Raw genomic sequence first — 18,363 nt, 5'->3', positions numbered from 1 at the left:
CGGTGCCCAACCGCGACCACTGCAACCGATCGTTCCAAACGCCGCCAGCACGGCAGCGCCCCTAACCCATCCGTGGCCATAGCACCCTACGACCAAAGTTTTACCCACTCGCGCCCGGCTGGCATTGACCGCGGCCGGGCGTGGGTGGACCCTTGGGCGAATCGTTCCTGAGGGGCATGCATGAAAGGGTTCTCGAAGCTGGCCTGGGGCGCGTTGGCGCTACTGGCCGCGTTCTGTCTGGGTACCGTGGCGCTGCGGCGTGGCGAGCACATCAATGCGCTATGGATCGTGGTGGCGGCGGTGTCGATCTATCTGATCGCCTACCGGTTCTACAGCCTGTTCATCGCCGACAAGGTGATGCAGCTGGACGTCACCCGCGCCACCCCGGCGGTCGCCAACAACGACGGCCTGGATTACGTGCCCACCAACAAGCACGTGCTGTTCGGCCACCACTTCGCTGCCATTGCCGGCGCCGGACCGTTGGTTGGCCCGGTGCTCGCCGCGCAGATGGGCTACCTGCCCGGCCTGCTGTGGCTGGTGGTGGGCGTGGTGTTCGCCGGCGCGGTGCAGGACTTCGTGGTGCTGTTCCTGTCCAGCCGTCGCAACGGCCGCTCGCTGGGCGATCTGGTGCGCGAGGAAATGGGCCAGGTGCCCGGCACCATCGCCTTGTTCGGCGCCTTCCTGATCATGATCATCATCCTGGCGGTGCTGGCGATGGTGGTGGTCAAGGCGCTGGCGGAAAGCCCGTGGGGCATGTTCACCGTCATCGCCACGATGCCGATCGCGCTGCTGATGGGCGTGTACATGCGCTACATCCGCGTCGGCAAGATCGGCGAGATCTCGGTGGTGGGATTGATCCTGCTGCTGGGCGCGATCTGGCTGGGCGGCAAGGTGGCGGCGGACCCGACCTGGGGCCCGGCCTTCACCTTCACCGCCAAGCAGATCACCTGGATGCTGATCGGCTACGGCTTCGTCGCCTCGGTGCTGCCGGTGTGGCTGCTGCTGGCGCCGCGCGATTACCTGTCCACCTTCCTCAAGATCGGCACCATCCTGGCGCTGGCGATCGGCATCCTGGTGGTCATGCCCGATCTCAAGATGCCGGCACTGACCCAGTTCACCTCCACCGGCGACGGCCCGGTCTGGAAGGGCGGTATCTTCCCGTTCCTGTTCATCACCATCGCCTGCGGCGCGGTCTCCGGCTTCCATGCGCTGATCGCTTCCGGCACCACGCCCAAGCTGCTCGCCAATGAAGGCCACATGCGCTACATCGGCTACGGCGGCATGTTGATGGAATCGTTCGTGGCGGTGATGGCGCTGGTGGCCGCATCGATCATCGAGCCGGGCATCTATTTCGCCATGAACAGTCCCGCCTCGCTGGTCGGCACCGACACTGTCGCGGTAGCCGCCAAGATCAGTGAATGGGGCTTCTCGATCACACCGCAGGTGCTTGAGGCCACCGCACGCGATATCGGCGAGCACAGCATCCTGGCACGTGCCGGCGGTGCTCCCACGCTGGCCGTAGGCATCGCCCAGATCCTGCACCAGTTGCTGCCGGGCGAAGACACCATGGCGTTCTGGTATCACTTCGCCATCCTGTTCGAAGCACTGTTCATCCTGACCGCAGTGGATGCCGGCACGCGCGCCGGCCGCTTCATGCTGCAGGACCTGCTGGGCAACTTCATCCCGGCGTTGAAGAAGACCGAATCGTGGACCGCCAACATCATCGCCACCGCCGGTTGTGTAGCGCTGTGGGGCTATCTGCTCTACACCGGCGTGATCGATCCGTTCGGCGGCATCCAGACGTTGTGGCCGTTGTTCGGCATCTCCAACCAGATGCTGGCCGGCATCGCGTTGATGCTGGGCACAGTGGTGCTGTTCAAGATGAAGCGTGACCGCTACGCCTGGGTCACCATCGTGCCGGCGCTGTGGCTGTTGCTGTGCACCACCTACGCAGGGCTGATCAAGATCTTCGACAGCAACCCGGCGCAGGGCTTCCTGGCGCAGGCGCACAAGTTCCAGGCTGCCATCGCCAGCAACACCATCACCGCACCGGCCAAGACGGTGCCGCAGATGCAGCAGATCGTCACCAATGCCTACGTCAACACCGGGCTGACGGTGCTGTTTCTGTTCGTGGTGGCGTCGATCCTGATCTATTCGATCAAGACGATCATGGTGGCACGCCGCAACCCGCAGCGGACCGACCGCGAAACCCCATACGTGGCGCTGCAGCCACACCAGATGGCAGACCTGTAATGGGCACGCAACTCGTCCTGGCCAGTCAATATCAGGTGCACCGCCGCATCTGGCGGCGCCTGATCCAGACCGCGCGGCTGTGCTGCGGCATTCCCGACTACGACAACTACGTGCGCCACATGGTGGAAAAACATCCCGATAAGCCGGTGATGGATTACCCCACCTTCTTCCGCGAACGCCAGGACGCGCGTTATGGCGGCAAGAGCGGGTTTCGCTGTTGTTGACTGGTTGACTGGCGATCGACTGATCAAGAAGTGGAAACGCAACAGGGCGCGATGCGAATCGCGCCCTGTTGCGTTGTTCTGCGCGAAGGCAACTGGGCGGGCTAGGAGCGACTGATAAAAGCGTCTCTTGGCGCGGTTAGGCACTGCGATAGCGTGGGTGCAGAGCAGCTGACCTGGGGTTTTGCTGCGAGGCCCTTGCCCGCCCACCATCGCAGGACACGCCACAAGTACGTCCCCGTAGGCTCCGTGGCGGCATCCATGCCGCCAAGGGTCCCGAGACGGTGAGCGGGCAAGGACCAGTCAAGTTGGCCGGTGCGCATGATGCAAGCAGTGCATCGCGCGATCCATTAAACGAGTCACGTGTTAGCTCAGTTGATGTCCTGCCTCAGCGGCTATCTGCTGTCACGACCCAGCGATTCGGGGTAGCAACTCAATCGACGCGTGCAGTGATCCGTTCGTAGCAGTGAGCTGCTTTTAGCTAGCCGCCAGCCAACTGCCTAGTGCGGTGTCCTCACCGATTGCGGGACCGTTGGCGGCATGGATGCCGCCAACGGTCCCGAAGGATGGGTTCACGGCGTGTCGCGCAAGCGGTGAGGGCACCGCGCACTCAACTGGCCAGCCTTTGAACTTTGACTTGAAGTTTCCGATTTGACGCTTGCGTGGCATCAAAACCCAGCGACGACTCAAACCTCAATTCTCTTGCATCGCGTAGAGCGCGCAGACAGGCCGGTCGTAGAACCGCGGATCTGCGAAGCGGCGATGCGCTTGGCCGCATGGATGTCGCTAAGGAGCATCCATGGATGGGTTCAAAACGTCTCCCGCACGCGTGGACACCGCACACTCCACTCAGCAAGCGGTCGACTTAGCCGGCGCGCTTTTGCGCCAGCCGCGCAAACAGCGCAGGTAAATCACGCATATCGTCGAACACCTCAAGCACACCGATGCGGCGCAAGGTATCGCCATGTCCGGGTGGAATGTGGCTCGCACCGGTAAACCCCAGCACCTGCATGCCTGCCGCAACAGCCGCAGCCGCACCGGTGGGGCTGTCTTCGATGACCAGACAACGCTCCGGCGCCACCCCGGCTGTGCGTGCCGCCAGCAGATAGACGTCCGGTGCCGGCTTGGGCCGTTCCACCATGTCCGCGCTGAAAATACGCCCCGCCGCACGCGCGGTGAGCCCGACACGTTCCACCGAGGCAATCACATTGTGGCGCCGGCTATTGGAGGCCACCGCCAACGGCAGCGGAATCTGCTCCAGCGCCTCACGCACACCCCCGATCGGCTGCACCTGCGCCTGGATCAATGCCTCGCTGCGCCCCTGGATCTGCACCAGCAAAGTCTCTGGCAACTGCAGCGCAAAGCGCTCTTCCACCCGCCGCAACACCTCACGTGTGGTTTGCCCGAACGTGGTTTCCAGCAGATGTTCCAGCGGCTCGCTCGGCACGAAAGACGCGAGCGCCTCGCGCATGACCTGGTCGGCCAATATCTCGCTGTCGACAAGAACGCCATCACAGTCACTGATCAGTAATTCGTACGCCATTGCACCCATCTGCTCGCAAAGCACCATTATGCCGTCCGGGGTGTGACCGCTGGCTGTGGCGAGGGCCGCGGGTCGGCGAAGCGGGCCCATTCGCCTGCCCGCACCATGCATGCCACCAACACAGGCGGCCCCGAGCACACGCCCATCGTTGGGCATGCGAGGAACATCCATGTCACGCAATCTTACCGCACGCGATTTTTGCAGCTGCTAGCATCTGCTCCGCTGCAGCGGGACTTGCCGCAGCGTCATCAGGGATGCGATCAGGAGAAGGAGATTTCGATGCAACCGCGATTCCCCGCCCTGCTCGTTCTTGCGACCTCGTTTTTCGCGGTCTCATGCACCGCCTCGCCCGGTGCCAAGGAGCAAACCACCATGTCAGCTACGCTGCAGGACCACACCGTCGCCTTCCGCGACCCCGCCTTGACCGATATCGCCAAAGCCATTGCGCAGGGTGATGTTGCCCAGATCAAGGCACTCGCCCCCACCGTCGATCTCACCGCACACGGCGATCAAAACGTCACCTTGCTCGAGTGGGCGATCTGGAACGAACAACCGCGCGCATTGGGCGCATTGCTCGAGGCAGGCGCCAACCCCGCAGTGCCTGGCATGGACCAGGAAACGGTCGTGCACATGGCCGCCATGGCGCAGGACCCGGAGTATCTGCAGATCCTGTTGCAGCACAAGGCGCCGATCGATGTCGTCAGCGCGCGTGCGGGCTGGACGCCGCTGTTTCGCGCGGTGCAGAGCAAGCGCAATGCGCAGATCGACTTGTTGATCCAGGCCGGTGCAGACGTACAACGCGTCGACCACGCCGGCAACACCCTGCTGCACCTTGCGGCGCAAAGCGGCGCGGCCAGCCCGGCAGTGCTCACCTTGCTCGAGGCCGGTGTCGATCCTACCGTGCGTAATGCCCAGCAGAAGACCTTCCAGGCGTATTTCTTCACCACGCCGGATCGCCTGCTCAATGCCGCGGGCCAGCAGGTCAGGGCGGACGTGCGCGCGTGGTTGAGCGCCCACAATATCCCCGTGGAAAGCAGCCGCTAAGCGCGCTTTTCGCACGACGAACGCAAGGAGCCGCGCATGAGCCCGTCAGAATCCTCTTCTTCTTCCACCCCGTTTGCAGAATCGATGCGCGGGCAACAACCGCATCCGGAAGACCGTCAGCTTCCAGCGATGCTGCAAGACCTTTACGCCACAGCCGCGCAGCGACGCGAAGGCGGCGCCGAAACCTTCGCCGCCCTGCCTAACGGCTGGTCGCGCATGGACGACAGCGCGCTGCAGCAGGCAGGCATCGATCCGGCACTGCTGCACGATGCCAAAAGCGGCTTCGATGCAGCGTTCTATCGCAACGATCAAGGCCAGGTGGTGCTTGGTTTTTGCGGCACCGATGAAGGCAAGGACTGGAAGCACAACATCGGCCAGGGCCTGGGCTTTGACGATGCGCAGTACGCCTCGGCGATCCAGCTCGGCAGCCAGGCCAAACAGGCGTTCGGCGACCAGGTGGTGATCAGCGGGCATTCGCTGGGCGGGGGTCTGGCCGCGGCATCGGCGATGGTCAACGACATCCCTGCAGTGACCTACAACGCGGCAGGCGTCAACGACCGCACGCTGGAGCGCGAAGGTCTGGATGCATCGGCTGCCAAGGAGTACGCCAACAGCGAATTGATTCGCGGCTACCACGTCAAGAACGAGATTCTCACCCATCTGCAGGAAGACAGCATCCCGCTCAAATGGGCCATGCCCGATGCGGCCGGCCATCAGATCGAATTGCCCGAGCCGGACCCGTTGTCGTTTGGCCAGCGTCTGGTGCCGGGCATGATGCTCAAGCATCGGCTGGATCTGCATGGCATCGATTCGGTGATGAAGGCGCAAGACATGCAGGCGCAGGACCAGTCGCGTGGCGCCGCATTGCAGCCCGGCAGCCAGCTGTTCAACGATGCGGTGGTGCAGCTGGATGGGCAGCGCGACCGCCTGGGGCTGCGCGACGACACCGCGTTTCTCAACACCGCTGCCAGCGTGGCCGCACGTGCAGGCAACGACGGCTTGCAGCGCATCGATCACCTGGTGCCCAACCGCGATGGCAACAGCCTGATTGCGGTGCAGGGTCGCATCGACGACCCGGCCCATCTGCGCAGCCATGTGCAGACGGCAGCCGCGGCCAATGAGCCGGCGCAGACCAATGTCAGCCAGCTGCAACAGCACAATCAGCAGCACACCCAGCAGCCGGCACAACAGCAGGAAGAGCAGCGTCGCGTGATTCAGCAGTGAGCACAGTGGCCCGCAGAACATCGCGGGCCACTTTTAATCGATACGCGCGGCTGGCAAACCGCATCCGATGTCGTACGCGTGATCGCTGTCGGTCCGCACAATGAAGCGGATTGGTTGCCGTGCATATCTGCGAGCTTGAGCGCGGCGTGGCTGACGACACGTCATCCGCGGCCCTCAGACAAGCACGAACGCTACGAAGAAACGCGCAGTTAGAGCGTCGTAAATGCTGCAACGCCGAGCACCACATGGATCAGTGAGCAGCTGCGCAGCAGCGTCACCATGCGCTCAGCCGTTCGACTGGGCGTGGCCGAGTGCAGCGCCCGGTTTATCCCGCACCGGCCATCGCACGCAAGGTGATGCCGACCAGATACGCCAGATAGGTGCCGGTGGCGTAGCCCATCGTGCCCAGCAACACGCCGACCGGCGCTAGTGCCGGGTGAAACGCGGCGGCGACCACGGGCGCAGAAGCCGGGCCGCCGATATTGGATTGCGAGCCGATCGCAAAATAGAAAAACGGTACCCGCAGCAGCCGGCCAAGCGCCCACAGCACGCAGATATGCACGGCGATCCAGGTCAGGCCGAGCAGGAACAACCATGGCCGGTCCAGCAGCGCCAGCAAGTCCATCTGCATGCCGATGCAGGCGATCAGGAAATACAGCAGCAAGGTGCCGAGTTTGGAGGCGCCTGCGCCTTCCAGCGTGCGTGCGCGGGTGAAGCTCAGCAGCAGGCCCAGGCTGGTCGCCAGCACCACCACCCACACGAACGGCGTGTCCAGACTGAACTGGCTGGCCCAACTCAACTGCGCCTTGCACCACGCCGAGAGCGGGTTGGCCAGCGCATGCGCCAGGCCGACCCCGCCGAATGCCACTGCCACGATCACCATCAAGTCGGCCAGGCTGGGAATCCGCGCATATTCGGCCTGAAAGCGCGCCATGCACTCCTGCAAAGCATCCAGCGCTCGGGTGTCGGCACCGCTGCGCGCGTCGATGTTGCGCGCACGACCGGCGAGGAAGATCAGCACTGCCATCCACACATAGCCCACGCCAACATCGACCACCGCGAACTGCCCGAAGGTGGTTGCGTCGACGTCGAACACTTCGCGCATCGCCAGCATGTTGGCGCCGCCCCCGATCCAGCTGCCGGCAAGCGCCGCCATGCCCGCCCAGGTATCGCCAGCCACAGTGGCCGGATGCAGCCAGCGCATCACCCAGAACGCCACCACCGCGCCCAGCATGACGCTCACGGATGCGCCCAGATACATTGCCACCAGTTTGGGGCCGAGCCGCAGGATCGCGCGCAGATCGATGCTCAAGGTCAGCAGGATGAGTGCGGCCGGCAGCAGCACGTCGCGGGCGATCGGGTTGTACAGACGGGTGTTGGTACCGTCGATCAGTCCGACTGTGTTGTAGATGCCGGGGAGCAGGTAGCACAACAACAAGGCCGGCACGAAGGCGTAGAAACGTCGCCAGAGGCCCTGCTCGCGTGCGGAAGTCCAGAACACCGCACCCAGGGTGGCGGCGATCAGGCCGAAGACGACGATATCGTTTTGGATCAGCGCAGCACCGACGGCATTTACCACAAGCGGGCATCCAGAAAAGTAGCCGCCAACATGCGGACCGACCCAAGGGCGGCCGGTGCCACGAATCTAGCCGACCTGGACGTCTGCGCAAACCCGGTACTGCTGTCGATAGCCACAGCGTCGCCGTGACCTGCCCTCAGCAAGCGGCAGCGGGCCGCGCTCGCTTAGCCGTAACGTCGCACGACCCGATCGGCCCCGCCGGTGTTGACCACCACGCCGCTAGGCTGGCCAGTGGTCAAGCAGTGCAGCTTTGCCATCAATTCTGCGAAATCCAAGGCGCCCTGCTCGCGCAGGTAGCGCAGTGGCGACCACTGCGGGCGGGTCACCCACCAGCCGCCCTTTTCGGGGTGTATGCGTACGACATAACGTGACTCGTCCATCAGGCCTCCGGCCAGTGCGTGTAGCGATGCGGCCGCGGGAAGCTGCGGTGCAGGAATGGGAAATCCTTCTCCCGTCCGGTATGCCGGCGTGCCCTTACTCAAGGGGCCGCGGGAGAGTGGCCAAGGGCCCCGCGTCCGGCATAGCCAGGATGTTCTTTTAAGCATGTCAATGCCGTCGGGGGGACACTGGCATGATGGTAGGAAAATTCTTACGTGACACACATTACATCCAGCGCTACAGTCGATCAGGACCGGTGAACACCGTGTCGTCAGCAACCGTCGGACGAGCGTGGGCGGTGCGCAGTAAGGTGATCAGTCGCTCGTGAAGACTGCCTCTGGGGAGGGGTTGCATGTATCTGCTCAGGAAATTTCAGTTTCCGGTCAAGACCGCCATGGTTGTCGGCTACGTGTTGGTGATCAGGGAAGCGATCGTGTTGTGGTCCTAATTCCGCTGCCCGGTTGAATGTGCTGACCGAGCGTTTCGGTTGGCGGTATGCAAGGAATGGGCGACGCGCTTGGTCCGGTGCCATCGATCGGCACCGGTCACGCCTACGTGCGACCGTGCAGTTGCCGCGCCCATGGCGTCAGGACGCAGGCTGCCAAAGATCTAAGTGCATACCCGTCATTGCGTCTCAATCTGCATCTACCCAGCCGCGCTGCTGCGCGGCGGCGAGATCGGCCGGCGTGTCGATATCCAGCGCCAACGCCGGGGCGCTCACGCATCCCAGGCTCTCCATGTCCAGGCTGGCGAATAGGCCGCGCAGGCCGCTATCGCCCTGCAACGGAGCATCCGCCCACGCCGCATGCGTGACCACCGCGGGAATGCCGCGCACGCCGCTATAGCCGCTGGTCGCGCAACCGGAGATGGCGCGATCGGCCTCTTCCAGCAAGGTGCGCAAATGTGGAGCGTCCAGCGCAGGCTGATCGCAGCCCAGGATCAGGCTGCGTCGCAACCTCATGTCGTCCTGCACATGCCGACGTAGCGCGGCCAAACTGGAGCCCATGCCTTCGGACCAGTCGGCATGTCGCAGGAGTTCGACATCCAGATCCTGCAGCATCTCGCTCAACGCGTCGGCATCGGCACCCAGCACCACCACACAGCGGCGCGGCGCAGTCTGTAATGCCATGCGCGCGGCACGGCGCAACAACGGCTCGCCATCGCGCATCAGCAATTGCTTCGAACGGCCAAGCCGGCGCCCTGCCCCCGCACCCAGCACCAGTGCGGCGTGATCGCTGCTCATGCGCTGCACGCTATTGGCGTGGCGACAAGAGAGCGCTGTGCTGATCGCGAGCTGCCAGAGGCGTCACGCGTATGCGCACAGGCATTGCGTGGGCGATGGCCGGTGGCAAGAAACCGAACGCGAACGGCACGACGCCATACGTCGACGTGGCGATCAGGAACAAGGGGCATGGCGACGTGGTGCTTGATGGAAGACCGCTGCAGCCTAGAGCGCCGGCTGTGCGTGCAAGGTGACTGCACATTGCGTGCGCTGTTGATGCGTGCGCAACTTCATGCCGCTTGCGATGCAAACGACGGCGTGATGTAGAAGGCCACGCACGATCAGCTCGAAATCAGTCGCCTTTCATCAACGTCAGACTGCTGTGCGATCCGGTCACGGATCCACGCTAGGCGGGGGCACGGTAACTTACCGACTCGCTGCAACAGCCTCTATCTCTGCAACCGCCTGCGTGGCTTCGGCAATGATGCCAAGCGCGATGGTGTGCGGCGACGAGCGCCCCATCCGCCAGCCAGCGGGTAAGCGCAGACGCGCAAGCGCTGCATCATCGTATCCGAGCGCACGCAGCGCCTGTAAACGGCTTTCGCGTTTCTGCCGGCTGCCAAGGATGCCGATGCAGGCCACATTGGACGCCAGCCCGCGGCGCGCCACCTGCAGATCGATCTCGGCGTCGTGGGCCAGGCTATACAGTGCGGTGTCGCCGTCCAGCTGCAGATCCTGCAGTGCGTCGCCCGCTGCGCGTCGATCGTAGTGCTCGAGTGCCAGTCCGGACGGCGGCTCGGCCGGCCCATGCGGCCGCAATACGCGCACTTCCAAGCCCATCTGGCTGGCCAACGACACCACTACCAACAGCGCAGGGTCGGCGCCGACCAGCACCAGCCGCAATGGCGGGCGATGCGTGCGCAAGAATTCGTCCGCACGCGCGTCCTGCGCACTTGCCAGGTAACGCACCATGCCGGACGCACGATCCAACGCCAGATGAAATGCCCGCCGGTGCTGACGCGCGTTGCGCCAGCGAGCGAGGTGCTCGCCCAGATCCGGCACCGGCCACACCAGCACGCCAATGCGCCCACCGCAACTGAGCTGGATATCCAGCACCTCGCTGCCTTCGCCATAATCCAGCCAACGCGGCTGACCATCGCGCAGCGCTGCCATGGCCTCATGCGCCACCGCGGCTTCCACGCAACCGCCGGACACATAACCGACTATCCCGCCATCAGCGCTGATCGCCATCTCGCTGCCCAACGGACGCGGCGAGGAGCCTTGAACATCGATCAGGGTCGCCATCGCTACGCGCTGGCCGGCGCGATGCCACGCCGACAAGGTCGGCAGCAAGTCATCGTGCAGCGCGTAGCCCGGCCAAGCCGGCCACGCCGGCTCGGCCGTCAGCGCCTGCTTCACCGGGGCAACGACTGCGCTCACGCGCGCAGCATCTCGGGCAGATGCGGCAGCAGTTTGTCGAGGGTGACGGGGTAGTCGCGCACACGCACGCCGGTCGCGTTATAGACCGCATTGGCGATCGCGGCAGCCACACCGCAGATGCCCAACTCACCCACCCCCTTGGCCTTCATCGGCGACGCCAACGGGTCGCTTTCTTCCAGGAACACCACGTCCTGATGCGGGATGTCCGCGTGCACTGGCACTTCGTAGCCCGCCAGATCGTGGTTGACGAAAAAGCCCAGGCGTTTATCCACCGCAAGTTCTTCCATCAACGCAGCGCCAGCGCCCATCGTCATACCGCCGATGACCTGGCTGCGTGCGGATTTCGGGTTGAGAATGCGCCCTGCGGCGCACACCGCAAGCATGCGCCGGATGCGCACTTCGGCGGTGGCGACATCCACGCCCACCTCGACAAAGTGTGCGCCGAACGTAGAGAGCTGATGCGTCTTGCTCAGGTCACCGAATTCGATCTTGTCTTCCACCACCAAAGCGCCATTGGCGGCGGCATCGCCGAGCGCGATGCGCTTGCCGCCAGCACGCACATGGCCATCGGCAAATTCAGCGGTGGCCGGATCCAGGCCCAGTTGCTTGGCCACGGCGTCGCGCAGTTTGACGGCAGCGGCGTACACGCCTGCGGTGGAACTGTTTGCGCCCCACTGCCCGCCCGAGCCTGCCGACGCGGGGAAGCTGGAGTCGCCTAGCCGTACGTCTACCCAACTCAACGGTACGCCGAGCATTTCGGCAGCGGTCTGCGCAATGATGGTGTAAGAGCCGGTGCCGATGTCGGTCATGTCGGTCTCCACCACCACGCGCCCGCCCTGCTCCAGCCGCATGCGCGCGCCCGAGGTCATGACCGGCGCGTTGCGAAATGCCGTCGCCACGCCCATCCCGACCAACCAGCGACCATCGCGGGTGCTAGCTGGCTGGGCCTTGCGCTTGGACCATTCGAATCGCTTCGCACCATCTTCCAGACACTTGACCAGCTGACGCTGCGAAAAGGGGCGCTGCGGGTTTTCCGGGTCCACCTGGGTGTCGTTGACGATGCGGAATTTAACCGGGTCCATGTCGAGCTTTTCAGCCATCTCGTCCATGGCCACTTCCAACACCATCAAGCCAGGCGCTTCGCCCGGCGCGCGCATTGCGTTGCCTTCGGGCAGATCGAGCACTGCCAGGCGGGTCGTGATCAGGCGATTCGCACCCGCGTACAGCAGTTGAGTCTGTGCGGCGGCAATTTCCGGGCTACCGTCGGGCAGATCGCCTGACCAGCTTTCATGTGCAATCGCAGTGAGCTTGCCATCGCGTCCGGCGCCAAGGCGAATACGCTGCACGGTGGCCGGGCGATGGGTCGTGTTATTGGCGATCAGCGGACGTGGCAGCATCACCTTGACCGGACGGCCGACCTGACGCGCAGCTAGCGACGCCAGCACCGCGTCGGCACGCAGAAACAACTTGCCGCCGAAACCGCCACCGACGTACGGTGACATGATGCGCACGTTTTCGCGCGGGATGCCGAGCGTTCTGGCCAGATCGCCGGCACCCCAGTTGATCATCTGATTCGAAGTCCACACGCTGAGCTTGTCGCCTTCCCACACGGCGATCGAAGCGTGCGGCTCCATCATGGCGTGCGAATGATCCGGCGTGGTGTATTCGGCATCCAGCTGCACCGGCGCGGCAGCGAAAGCAGCGTCGAAGTTGCCAACGTTGCTATTGGGCGCGTCGTCCTTCTTGGTGACCTTGGCGCCAGCGCGTGCTTTTTCCAGATCGTAGGCGCCCACGTGGCGGCCATAATCGACCTTGATCAACTGGCCGGCGGCACGCGCCTGCTCAAACGTCTCAGCAACCACCACCGCAATGGCCTGGTGGTAATGGGCGATCTCCGGGCCGCCTAGCAGTTTGGCGGTGTTGAATTTACCCTTCTGCAACTTGCCAGCGTTTTGTGCGGTGACGATGCCGAGCACGCCGGGCGCATTGCGCGCAGCACTCAGGTCGATGCTGCGGATGGTGCCTTTGGCAATGCCCGCGCCCACGACGTGCCCATAGGCCGCACGGCCAGGCAGGTCGTGATGTTCGTACGCGTACGGCGCTTGCCCGGTGGTCTTGAGTGGCCCATCAATACGATCGACGGGCTTGCCGACGACCTTGAGCTGATCGATGGGATTGGTACCGGCGGGAGTGTCGAATTTCATATCAGGCCCTCGTGTCGGCCAGGATCGCGGTCAAGGTGCGCTCCACCAGCGGTACCTTGAATGCGTTGTGTTCGGTGGGCTGTGCGCCGTCGAGCAACACAGACGCAATGGCACGGGCGCCGTCCTTCGATTTAGCTTCAGCGGCTTCGCTACGCCACGGCTTGTGCGCAACGCCGCCGACTGCGAGTCGGGCGGTGCCATCGCGCTGCACCACCGCGGCAACCGACACCAATGCGAAGGCATACGATGCACGGTCGCGCACCTTGCGGTACACATGCGTGCCACCGATTGGCCTGGGCAAGGTCACTGCAGTGATCAACTCCCCCCGTTCCAGCACGGTTTCAAGATGCGGCGTCGTACCCGGCGCACGATAGAACTCGGACAGCGCCACTGCGCGCGTCTGGCCATCGGGGCGCACCGTTTCCACTACGGCATCGAGCAAGCGCAAGGCGATGGCCATATCGCTGGGATGGGTCGCGATGCACGATTCGCTGGCACCGATTACCGCCAGTTGGCGATTAAATCCGCCGATTGCCGCGCAGCCGCTGCCGGGCAGTCGCTTATTGCACGGTTGGTTGGTGTCATAGAAATACGGGCAGCGCGTACGCTGCAGCAAGTTGCCGGCGGTGGTGGCGCGGTTGCGCAATTGCCCCGAAGCACCGGCCAGCAAAGCGCGCGACAACACTGCGTAATCGCGGCGCACGCGTTTGTCGGCGGCAAGGCCGGTGTTGCGCACCAAAGCGCCGATCCGCAAGCCGCCGTCGGGCGTGGCATCGATGGTATCCAGGCTCAGGCCGTTGACGTCGATCAAGTGCGACGGTGTCTCGATCTGCAGCTTCATCAGATCCAGCAAATTGGTACCGCCTGCGATGAACTTGGCACCTGGCTGGCGCGCGGCCTTGGCTGCCGCATCGGTCGGCGAGGTAGCGCGCTCGTAGCTAAAGGCCTTCATGCGCGTCCTCCCGCAACGTCATTGATGGCGTCTACGATGTTGGAATACGCGCCGCAGCGGCAGATGTTGCCGCTCATGCGCTCCTGCAGTTCGGGCGTGGTGAGCTTGGCCTTGCCGGTGAGATCTTCGGTAACGTGGCTGGGAATGCCGCGCTTTACTTCATCCAGCACGGCCACTGCCGAGCAGATCTGGCCAGGCGTGCAGTAACCGCATTGGTAGCCATCATGTTTGACGAACGCTGCCTGCATGGGATGCAGTTTGTCCGGCGTGCCCAGCCCTTCGATGGTGGTGACCTTGGCACCCTCATGCATCACCGCCAGCGACAGGCACGCGTTCATGCGCTGCCCATCGACGATGACCGTACAGGCGCCGCACTGGCCGTGATCGCAGCCCTTTTTGGTACCGGTGAGATGCAGATGTTCGCGCAGCGCATCCAGCAAGGTGGTGCGGTTATCCAGGGTCAGCGTTACCGGCTTGCCATTGACTTCAAAGGCCACTTGGCCGAATGCATTGGCCGGCTCCGCTGCCTGCTTCTGCGACACGGCGGCGGCGGCTGCGGCGGTGGCCATGGATTGGGTTGCGGCAACGCTGGCTGCGGATGCCGTGCCCGCGATCAGTACCTCGCGACGGGTCATCTTGATGTCTCTCATGGCTGGCATCTCCAACAGTGCTGGCTTTTACAGTTCTTAATCAATGTGCAACGCCGCCGGTCGAAAGCGTGTGAGTGCGCGAGTGATTGCAGGTGTGAAGCAGCGGCATTGCCTGATCCAACGCTCGCTTCGCCTGTCGTGGCTCTGGCCACCGCATTCGCCCATAAAAGACGCTTGTCTCGCGTAAGACGCATGCAGGCGTCGACGAAGTCGGAGCGGACGGGTTAGGCAGCGCTCTGCGGCCGATGGATCGTTGCGCGCTGCAGCAGGTATTTCTGCCGCTGCTCTTGGAGATCGACGGTGCGAGCGATGGGCGTCGATCGCGCTCGCCAACAATCGCTATACGTGCAGCACTGCTTGCAACCACTGAAACAGTGAACGCATGCGCAGGCAGTGCCCTGCACCGCCGGCGCGCATCGCAGCAGGATGAGTCAGAACTCCAACGCGATCTTGCCGAGGTGACCACCGGATTTCTGCAACTCGAATGCCTCGCCGATCTCTTCCAGCGCGTAGCTGCGGTCGATGACCGGCCTCAGCGGTAAGCCCTCCAGCGCGCGCACGAGGTCCTGCTGATGCTTGCGGCTACCAACGACCAATCCCTGCAGGCGTTGCTGGCGTCCCATCATTTCGGCGGTCGGCACATCTCCGGCTGCGCCGGTCAGCACGCCGATCAAGGCGATATGCCCACCCACGCGCGCCGCACGGATCGATTGCGTCAGCGTGCCCGGCCCGCCGACCTCGACCACGTGGTCCACGCCACGCCCGTCGGTGATGTCCAGCACCTGCGCCGACCATTCGGGATGCTGCCGATAATTGATGAGGTGGTCGGCGCCGAGCGCACGCACCTTTTCCAACTTCTCGTCGGACGAGGACGTCGCGATCACACGCGCACCCATCGCTTTGGCGAATTGCAGCGCAAAAATCGACACGCCACCGGTCCCCAGGACCAGCACGCTGTCACCGGCCTTGAGTCCCCCATTGACCACTAGCGCGCGCCACGCCGTAACGCCGGCGGTGGTTAGCGTGGACGCCTCGGCATGGCTGTAACCGCGGGGCGCATGGGTGAATGCGTGCGCATCGGCAACTACCGCAGCGCGTGCATAGCCGTCGACGCCGTCGCCAGGCGTGGTGGCAAAACCGGCATGCAACGGCTCGCCATCCAGCCACTGCGGGAAAAAGGTGGAAACCACATGATCGCCCACTGCGAATTCGTCGACCGCTGGCCCTACCGCTTCCACCACGCCAGCGCCATCCGACATCGGAATACGCCCGTCTTCGGTCGGCATCCGGCCGAGCACGACGCCTAGATCATGAAAATTGAGCGAGCTGGCATGCAAACGCACGCGGATCTGACCGCGTGCAGGCTGCCCTGGATCGGGCAATGTCACCGACTGTAGCGACGCAATTGCGGCGGGATGGCGAAGGCGAATGGCTTGCATGGAGTATTCCTGACCGTGATTCAACGCACCAGGTATCATGCGCGCCGTTACGCAAATGCAGTCGAGCCAGCTCCACCATCTTGGCGATGTTTTCCCGCGCACGTGCAGCGAACACGCATGCAACCGCTTGCGTACCGCAACACGCAAGCGGGCTGTTGCATGCAGCGTGAGGCGTCAATCACAGATCTGCCATTGCGCGTATTTAGGCACTTAGCCGCGTGTGCGGGCACGCGTAGGCTGGCACGGCGATTGCATCGCCATGGTGTCCAGACAGGTAGCCACAGTGACGTCAACAATCAAGCGGCGGCGGCAACGTGCACAGCGCATCGCGCTGCATTTCGTGCTGACTGCGTCCTGGATGTTGCTGCTGGGTTCGGAATACTGGTCCATCCATGAAGAGCGCGCGACCGCGCTGCGCAGCGCCCAGGCGCAATCGCTGAATCTGGCCAACTCGCTGGCGCAGCATGCCAGCGACACCCTGTCCATTGCCGACGCGGTGCTGTCCGGGCTGGTGTCGCGGGTTGAGCACGATCAGGCCTCCAGCGCCGCGCGTTCGGCGATGCATGAGTTTCTGGTGCACGAAGCGCGCCGCTCGGATCGGCTGCATGGCATCTTCATTTATGCAGCGGACGGCAGCTGGGTGAGCTCGTCGCTGGACAGCACGCCCAGGACACACAACAACGCCGATCGCGCCTATTTCAAATACCACCGCGACCATCGCGACGCCATGTCGCTGGTCGGCCCGCCCGTGCAAAGTCGCTCGGACGGCTCCTGGGTGATCACGTTGAGCCGCCGCCTCAATACCCCCAGTGGCGAGTTCGCCGGCGTCGTGCTGGTCACCCTGCAGCTGAAGTATTTCCAGAACTACTACAGCACCTTCGAAGTCGGACCGCACGGCACCATCGGCATGACCAACGACGATGGCATCGTGATCGTGCGCAGGCCCGACAAACAGGGCGTGATCGGCACATCGATCGCGGGCACGTCGATCTACATGACCTTACGCGCACGCAAGCACGGCACCGCCGCCTATCGCTCGCCGATCGACGGCGTGGAGCGCATCTCCAGCTTCGCGCCGGCGCGGCCGTATCCGCTCACCGTACTGACGGGCGTCTCGGTCGACGATGCGTTGGCGAACTGGCGGGAAACGGCGCGTCAGCGCATCGGCGTGGCCGCGCTTGGCTGTGCGCTGTTGCTGGGCGTAGGGATTTGGCTGGATCTGCAACTGCGCCGCATGCATCGCAACGAAGCCAAGCTGAGTAGCGAAGCCTGGATGGACCCATTGACCGGTATTGCCAACCGGCGCGCCTTCGACCACTGGCTCTCGCACGCGCTGCAAGAAGCGGTTCGCCTGCAGGCGCCGTTGTCGGTGCTGATGATCGACGTCGACCACTTCAAGCTCTACAACGACACCTATGGCCACGTGACCGGCGACGCCTGCCTGCGCGTGATCGCCGGCGCGATTGCGGCCTGCTCGCGACGCAGCGAAGACGTGGCCGCGCGCTACGGCGGCGAAGAGTTCGGCATGATCTTGCCGCACACCGATGCTGCCGGCGCGCTGCGCTTGGCCGACGCAGTGCGCAATGCAGTTGCCGAGCTCGGCCTGATGCATCTGTCCAGCCCCACCAGCGCGCATGTCACCGTCAGTATCGGCGTAGCTACCTTCAAACCGGGCGAAGCGCCCCTGAGCCCCAACGCCATCCTGCACGATGCCGATTCGGCGCTGTATCGCGCCAAGCAGAAGGGACGGAATCGGACCTCGGCGTAAGGCCTTCAGGCGGTCCGGCGGCTTGGCGCAAAGATCATGCTGCTGTTGCGACCTGGACGTTGCGAGTTTGGGCAACGCCTACACAGCCCACGCACTGCGTCCCTTGCGCGGACGGCGGCTATGGGCGCTGCAAGCACGGCGCGCGCCATCAGACCAAGCACTGCCCCCGCCACGCTCGTGTCGCCGCTCTGACGACATCGGACGACATCGGACGACATGTGCGCATAGCACCCATCACGCGGGAAGCCCGCGCAATGCGGGCTTTCATTGGGTGGCATATCGACGAAGCAATCCTCAGAACGGTTGTGCACATCTAACGGACGCCCGAGTACGTGGCCTGGAACACCTAAATGACTTGACCCCGAGGATTGCGTGAATCGCCGACGGCTGCGATGTCGACCGAATCCAGGAAATCGGTCAACACGGCTGATGGAAGCCCGGTCCCT

Annotated in this window: 14 protein-coding genes; 5 read left to right on the top strand and 9 right to left on the bottom strand. The window is 63.9% G+C overall.

The annotated features are described in order from the left end of the window. Positions 1-180 precede the first annotated feature (180 nt). Entirely contained in the window at positions 181-2,253 is a 2,073-nt protein-coding gene (locus tag M0D43_RS18460; protein ID WP_252162521.1) for a carbon starvation CstA family protein, read from the top strand. After that, positions 2,253-2,477 carry a YbdD/YjiX family protein gene (locus tag M0D43_RS18455; protein ID WP_101361580.1) on the top strand — a complete coding sequence of 75 codons (225 nt, stop codon included), beginning with the start codon at positions 2,253-2,255 and terminating at the stop codon, positions 2,475-2,477. The genes M0D43_RS18460 and M0D43_RS18455 overlap by 1 nt, the downstream gene beginning before the upstream one ends. 862 nt (positions 2,478-3,339) lie before the next feature. Here the strand turns inward: M0D43_RS18455 and M0D43_RS18450 are convergent. After that, entirely contained in the window at positions 3,340-4,044 is a 705-nt protein-coding gene (locus M0D43_RS18450; protein ID WP_252162520.1) for an HAD family hydrolase, read from the bottom strand. Between the two features lie 207 nt (positions 4,045-4,251). Between M0D43_RS18450 and M0D43_RS18445 the strand changes: the two genes are divergently transcribed. Then, positions 4,252-5,061, top strand: coding sequence for an ankyrin repeat domain-containing protein (locus M0D43_RS18445; RefSeq protein ID WP_252162519.1), 810 nt, complete (start codon positions 4,252-4,254; stop codon positions 5,059-5,061). 36 nt (positions 5,062-5,097) lie between these two features. Then, positions 5,098-6,285 carry a Tle-like phospholipase domain-containing protein gene (locus tag M0D43_RS18440; protein ID WP_252162518.1) on the top strand — a complete coding sequence of 396 codons (1,188 nt, stop codon included), beginning with the start codon at positions 5,098-5,100 and terminating at the stop codon, positions 6,283-6,285. A 325-nt stretch (positions 6,286-6,610) separates the two neighbouring features. On the opposite strand, the gene M0D43_RS18435 is transcribed toward M0D43_RS18440, so the two are convergent. From M0D43_RS18435 to M0D43_RS18400, 8 genes are all read right to left on the bottom strand, one after another. Then, on the bottom strand, positions 6,611-7,864 hold the full coding sequence (locus M0D43_RS18435; protein WP_252162517.1) for a DUF819 family protein: 1,254 nt from the start codon (positions 7,862-7,864) through the stop codon (positions 6,611-6,613). Positions 7,865-8,028: 164 nt separating this feature from the next. Continuing rightward, entirely contained in the window at positions 8,029-8,244 is a 216-nt protein-coding gene (locus M0D43_RS18430; RefSeq protein WP_252162516.1) for a hypothetical protein, read from the bottom strand. A 632-nt stretch (positions 8,245-8,876) separates the two neighbouring features. Next, positions 8,877-9,485, bottom strand: coding sequence for a nucleotidyltransferase family protein (locus M0D43_RS18425; RefSeq protein ID WP_252162515.1), 609 nt, complete (start codon positions 9,483-9,485; stop codon positions 8,877-8,879). A 405-nt stretch (positions 9,486-9,890) separates the two neighbouring features. Beyond that, the gene (locus tag M0D43_RS18420; protein ID WP_252162514.1) at positions 9,891-10,904 is read right to left on the bottom strand and encodes an XdhC family protein; all 1,014 of its coding nucleotides are present in this window, start codon (positions 10,902-10,904) and stop codon (positions 9,891-9,893) included. Beyond that, entirely contained in the window at positions 10,901-13,108 is a 2,208-nt protein-coding gene (gene paoC / locus M0D43_RS18415) for an aldehyde oxidoreductase molybdenum-binding subunit PaoC (RefSeq protein ID WP_252162513.1), read from the bottom strand. The genes M0D43_RS18420 and paoC overlap by 4 nt, the downstream gene beginning before the upstream one ends. 1 nt (position 13,109) lies before the next feature. Next, positions 13,110-14,060 carry an FAD binding domain-containing protein gene (locus M0D43_RS18410; RefSeq protein ID WP_260807444.1) on the bottom strand — a complete coding sequence of 317 codons (951 nt, stop codon included), beginning with the start codon at positions 14,058-14,060 and terminating at the stop codon, positions 13,110-13,112. Then, positions 14,057-14,719 carry an aldehyde dehydrogenase iron-sulfur subunit PaoA gene (gene paoA, locus M0D43_RS18405; protein WP_260807443.1) on the bottom strand — a complete coding sequence of 221 codons (663 nt, stop codon included), beginning with the start codon at positions 14,717-14,719 and terminating at the stop codon, positions 14,057-14,059. The genes M0D43_RS18410 and paoA overlap by 4 nt, the downstream gene beginning before the upstream one ends. A 422-nt stretch (positions 14,720-15,141) precedes the next feature. Continuing rightward, positions 15,142-16,149 carry a zinc-dependent alcohol dehydrogenase family protein gene (locus M0D43_RS18400; protein ID WP_252162511.1) on the bottom strand — a complete coding sequence of 336 codons (1,008 nt, stop codon included), beginning with the start codon at positions 16,147-16,149 and terminating at the stop codon, positions 15,142-15,144. A 220-nt stretch (positions 16,150-16,369) separates the two neighbouring features. Between M0D43_RS18400 and M0D43_RS18395 the strand changes: the two genes are divergently transcribed. Next, on the top strand, positions 16,370-17,917 hold the full coding sequence (locus M0D43_RS18395; RefSeq protein ID WP_252162510.1) for a sensor domain-containing diguanylate cyclase: 1,548 nt from the start codon (positions 16,370-16,372) through the stop codon (positions 17,915-17,917). Positions 17,918-18,363 lie beyond the last annotated feature (446 nt).

Origin of the sequence: Xanthomonas prunicola, assembly GCF_025266575.1 — a bacterium.
Classification (GTDB): domain Bacteria; phylum Pseudomonadota; class Gammaproteobacteria; order Xanthomonadales; family Xanthomonadaceae; genus Xanthomonas; species Xanthomonas prunicola.
The sequence above is the reverse complement of the archived record's forward strand: the minus strand, read 5'-3'. Positions and strand labels throughout refer to the sequence as shown.

What these genes read in the sequence shown, in the direction of transcription:
- M0D43_RS18455 (WP_101361580.1), top strand. Translation starts at nt 2,253, where the DNA reads ATGGGCACGCAACTCGTCCTGGCCAGTCAATATCAGGTGCACCGCCGC.
- M0D43_RS18430 (WP_252162516.1), bottom strand. Translation starts at nt 8,244, where the DNA reads ATGGACGAGTCACGTTATGTCGTACGCATACACCCCGAAAAGGGCGGC.
- M0D43_RS18450 (WP_252162520.1), bottom strand. Translation starts at nt 4,044, where the DNA reads ATGGTGCTTTGCGAGCAGATGGGTGCAATGGCGTACGAATTACTGATC.
- M0D43_RS18425 (WP_252162515.1), bottom strand. Translation starts at nt 9,485, where the DNA reads ATGAGCAGCGATCACGCCGCACTGGTGCTGGGTGCGGGGGCAGGGCGC.
- M0D43_RS18400 (WP_252162511.1), bottom strand. Translation starts at nt 16,149, where the DNA reads ATGCAAGCCATTCGCCTTCGCCATCCCGCCGCAATTGCGTCGCTACAG.
- M0D43_RS18440 (WP_252162518.1), top strand. Translation starts at nt 5,098, where the DNA reads ATGAGCCCGTCAGAATCCTCTTCTTCTTCCACCCCGTTTGCAGAATCG.
- M0D43_RS18410 (WP_260807444.1), bottom strand. Translation starts at nt 14,060, where the DNA reads ATGAAGGCCTTTAGCTACGAGCGCGCTACCTCGCCGACCGATGCGGCA.
- paoA (WP_260807443.1), bottom strand. Translation starts at nt 14,719, where the DNA reads ATGCCAGCCATGAGAGACATCAAGATGACCCGTCGCGAGGTACTGATC.
- paoC (WP_252162513.1), bottom strand. Translation starts at nt 13,108, where the DNA reads ATGAAATTCGACACTCCCGCCGGTACCAATCCCATCGATCAGCTCAAG.
- M0D43_RS18460 (WP_252162521.1), top strand. Translation starts at nt 181, where the DNA reads ATGAAAGGGTTCTCGAAGCTGGCCTGGGGCGCGTTGGCGCTACTGGCC.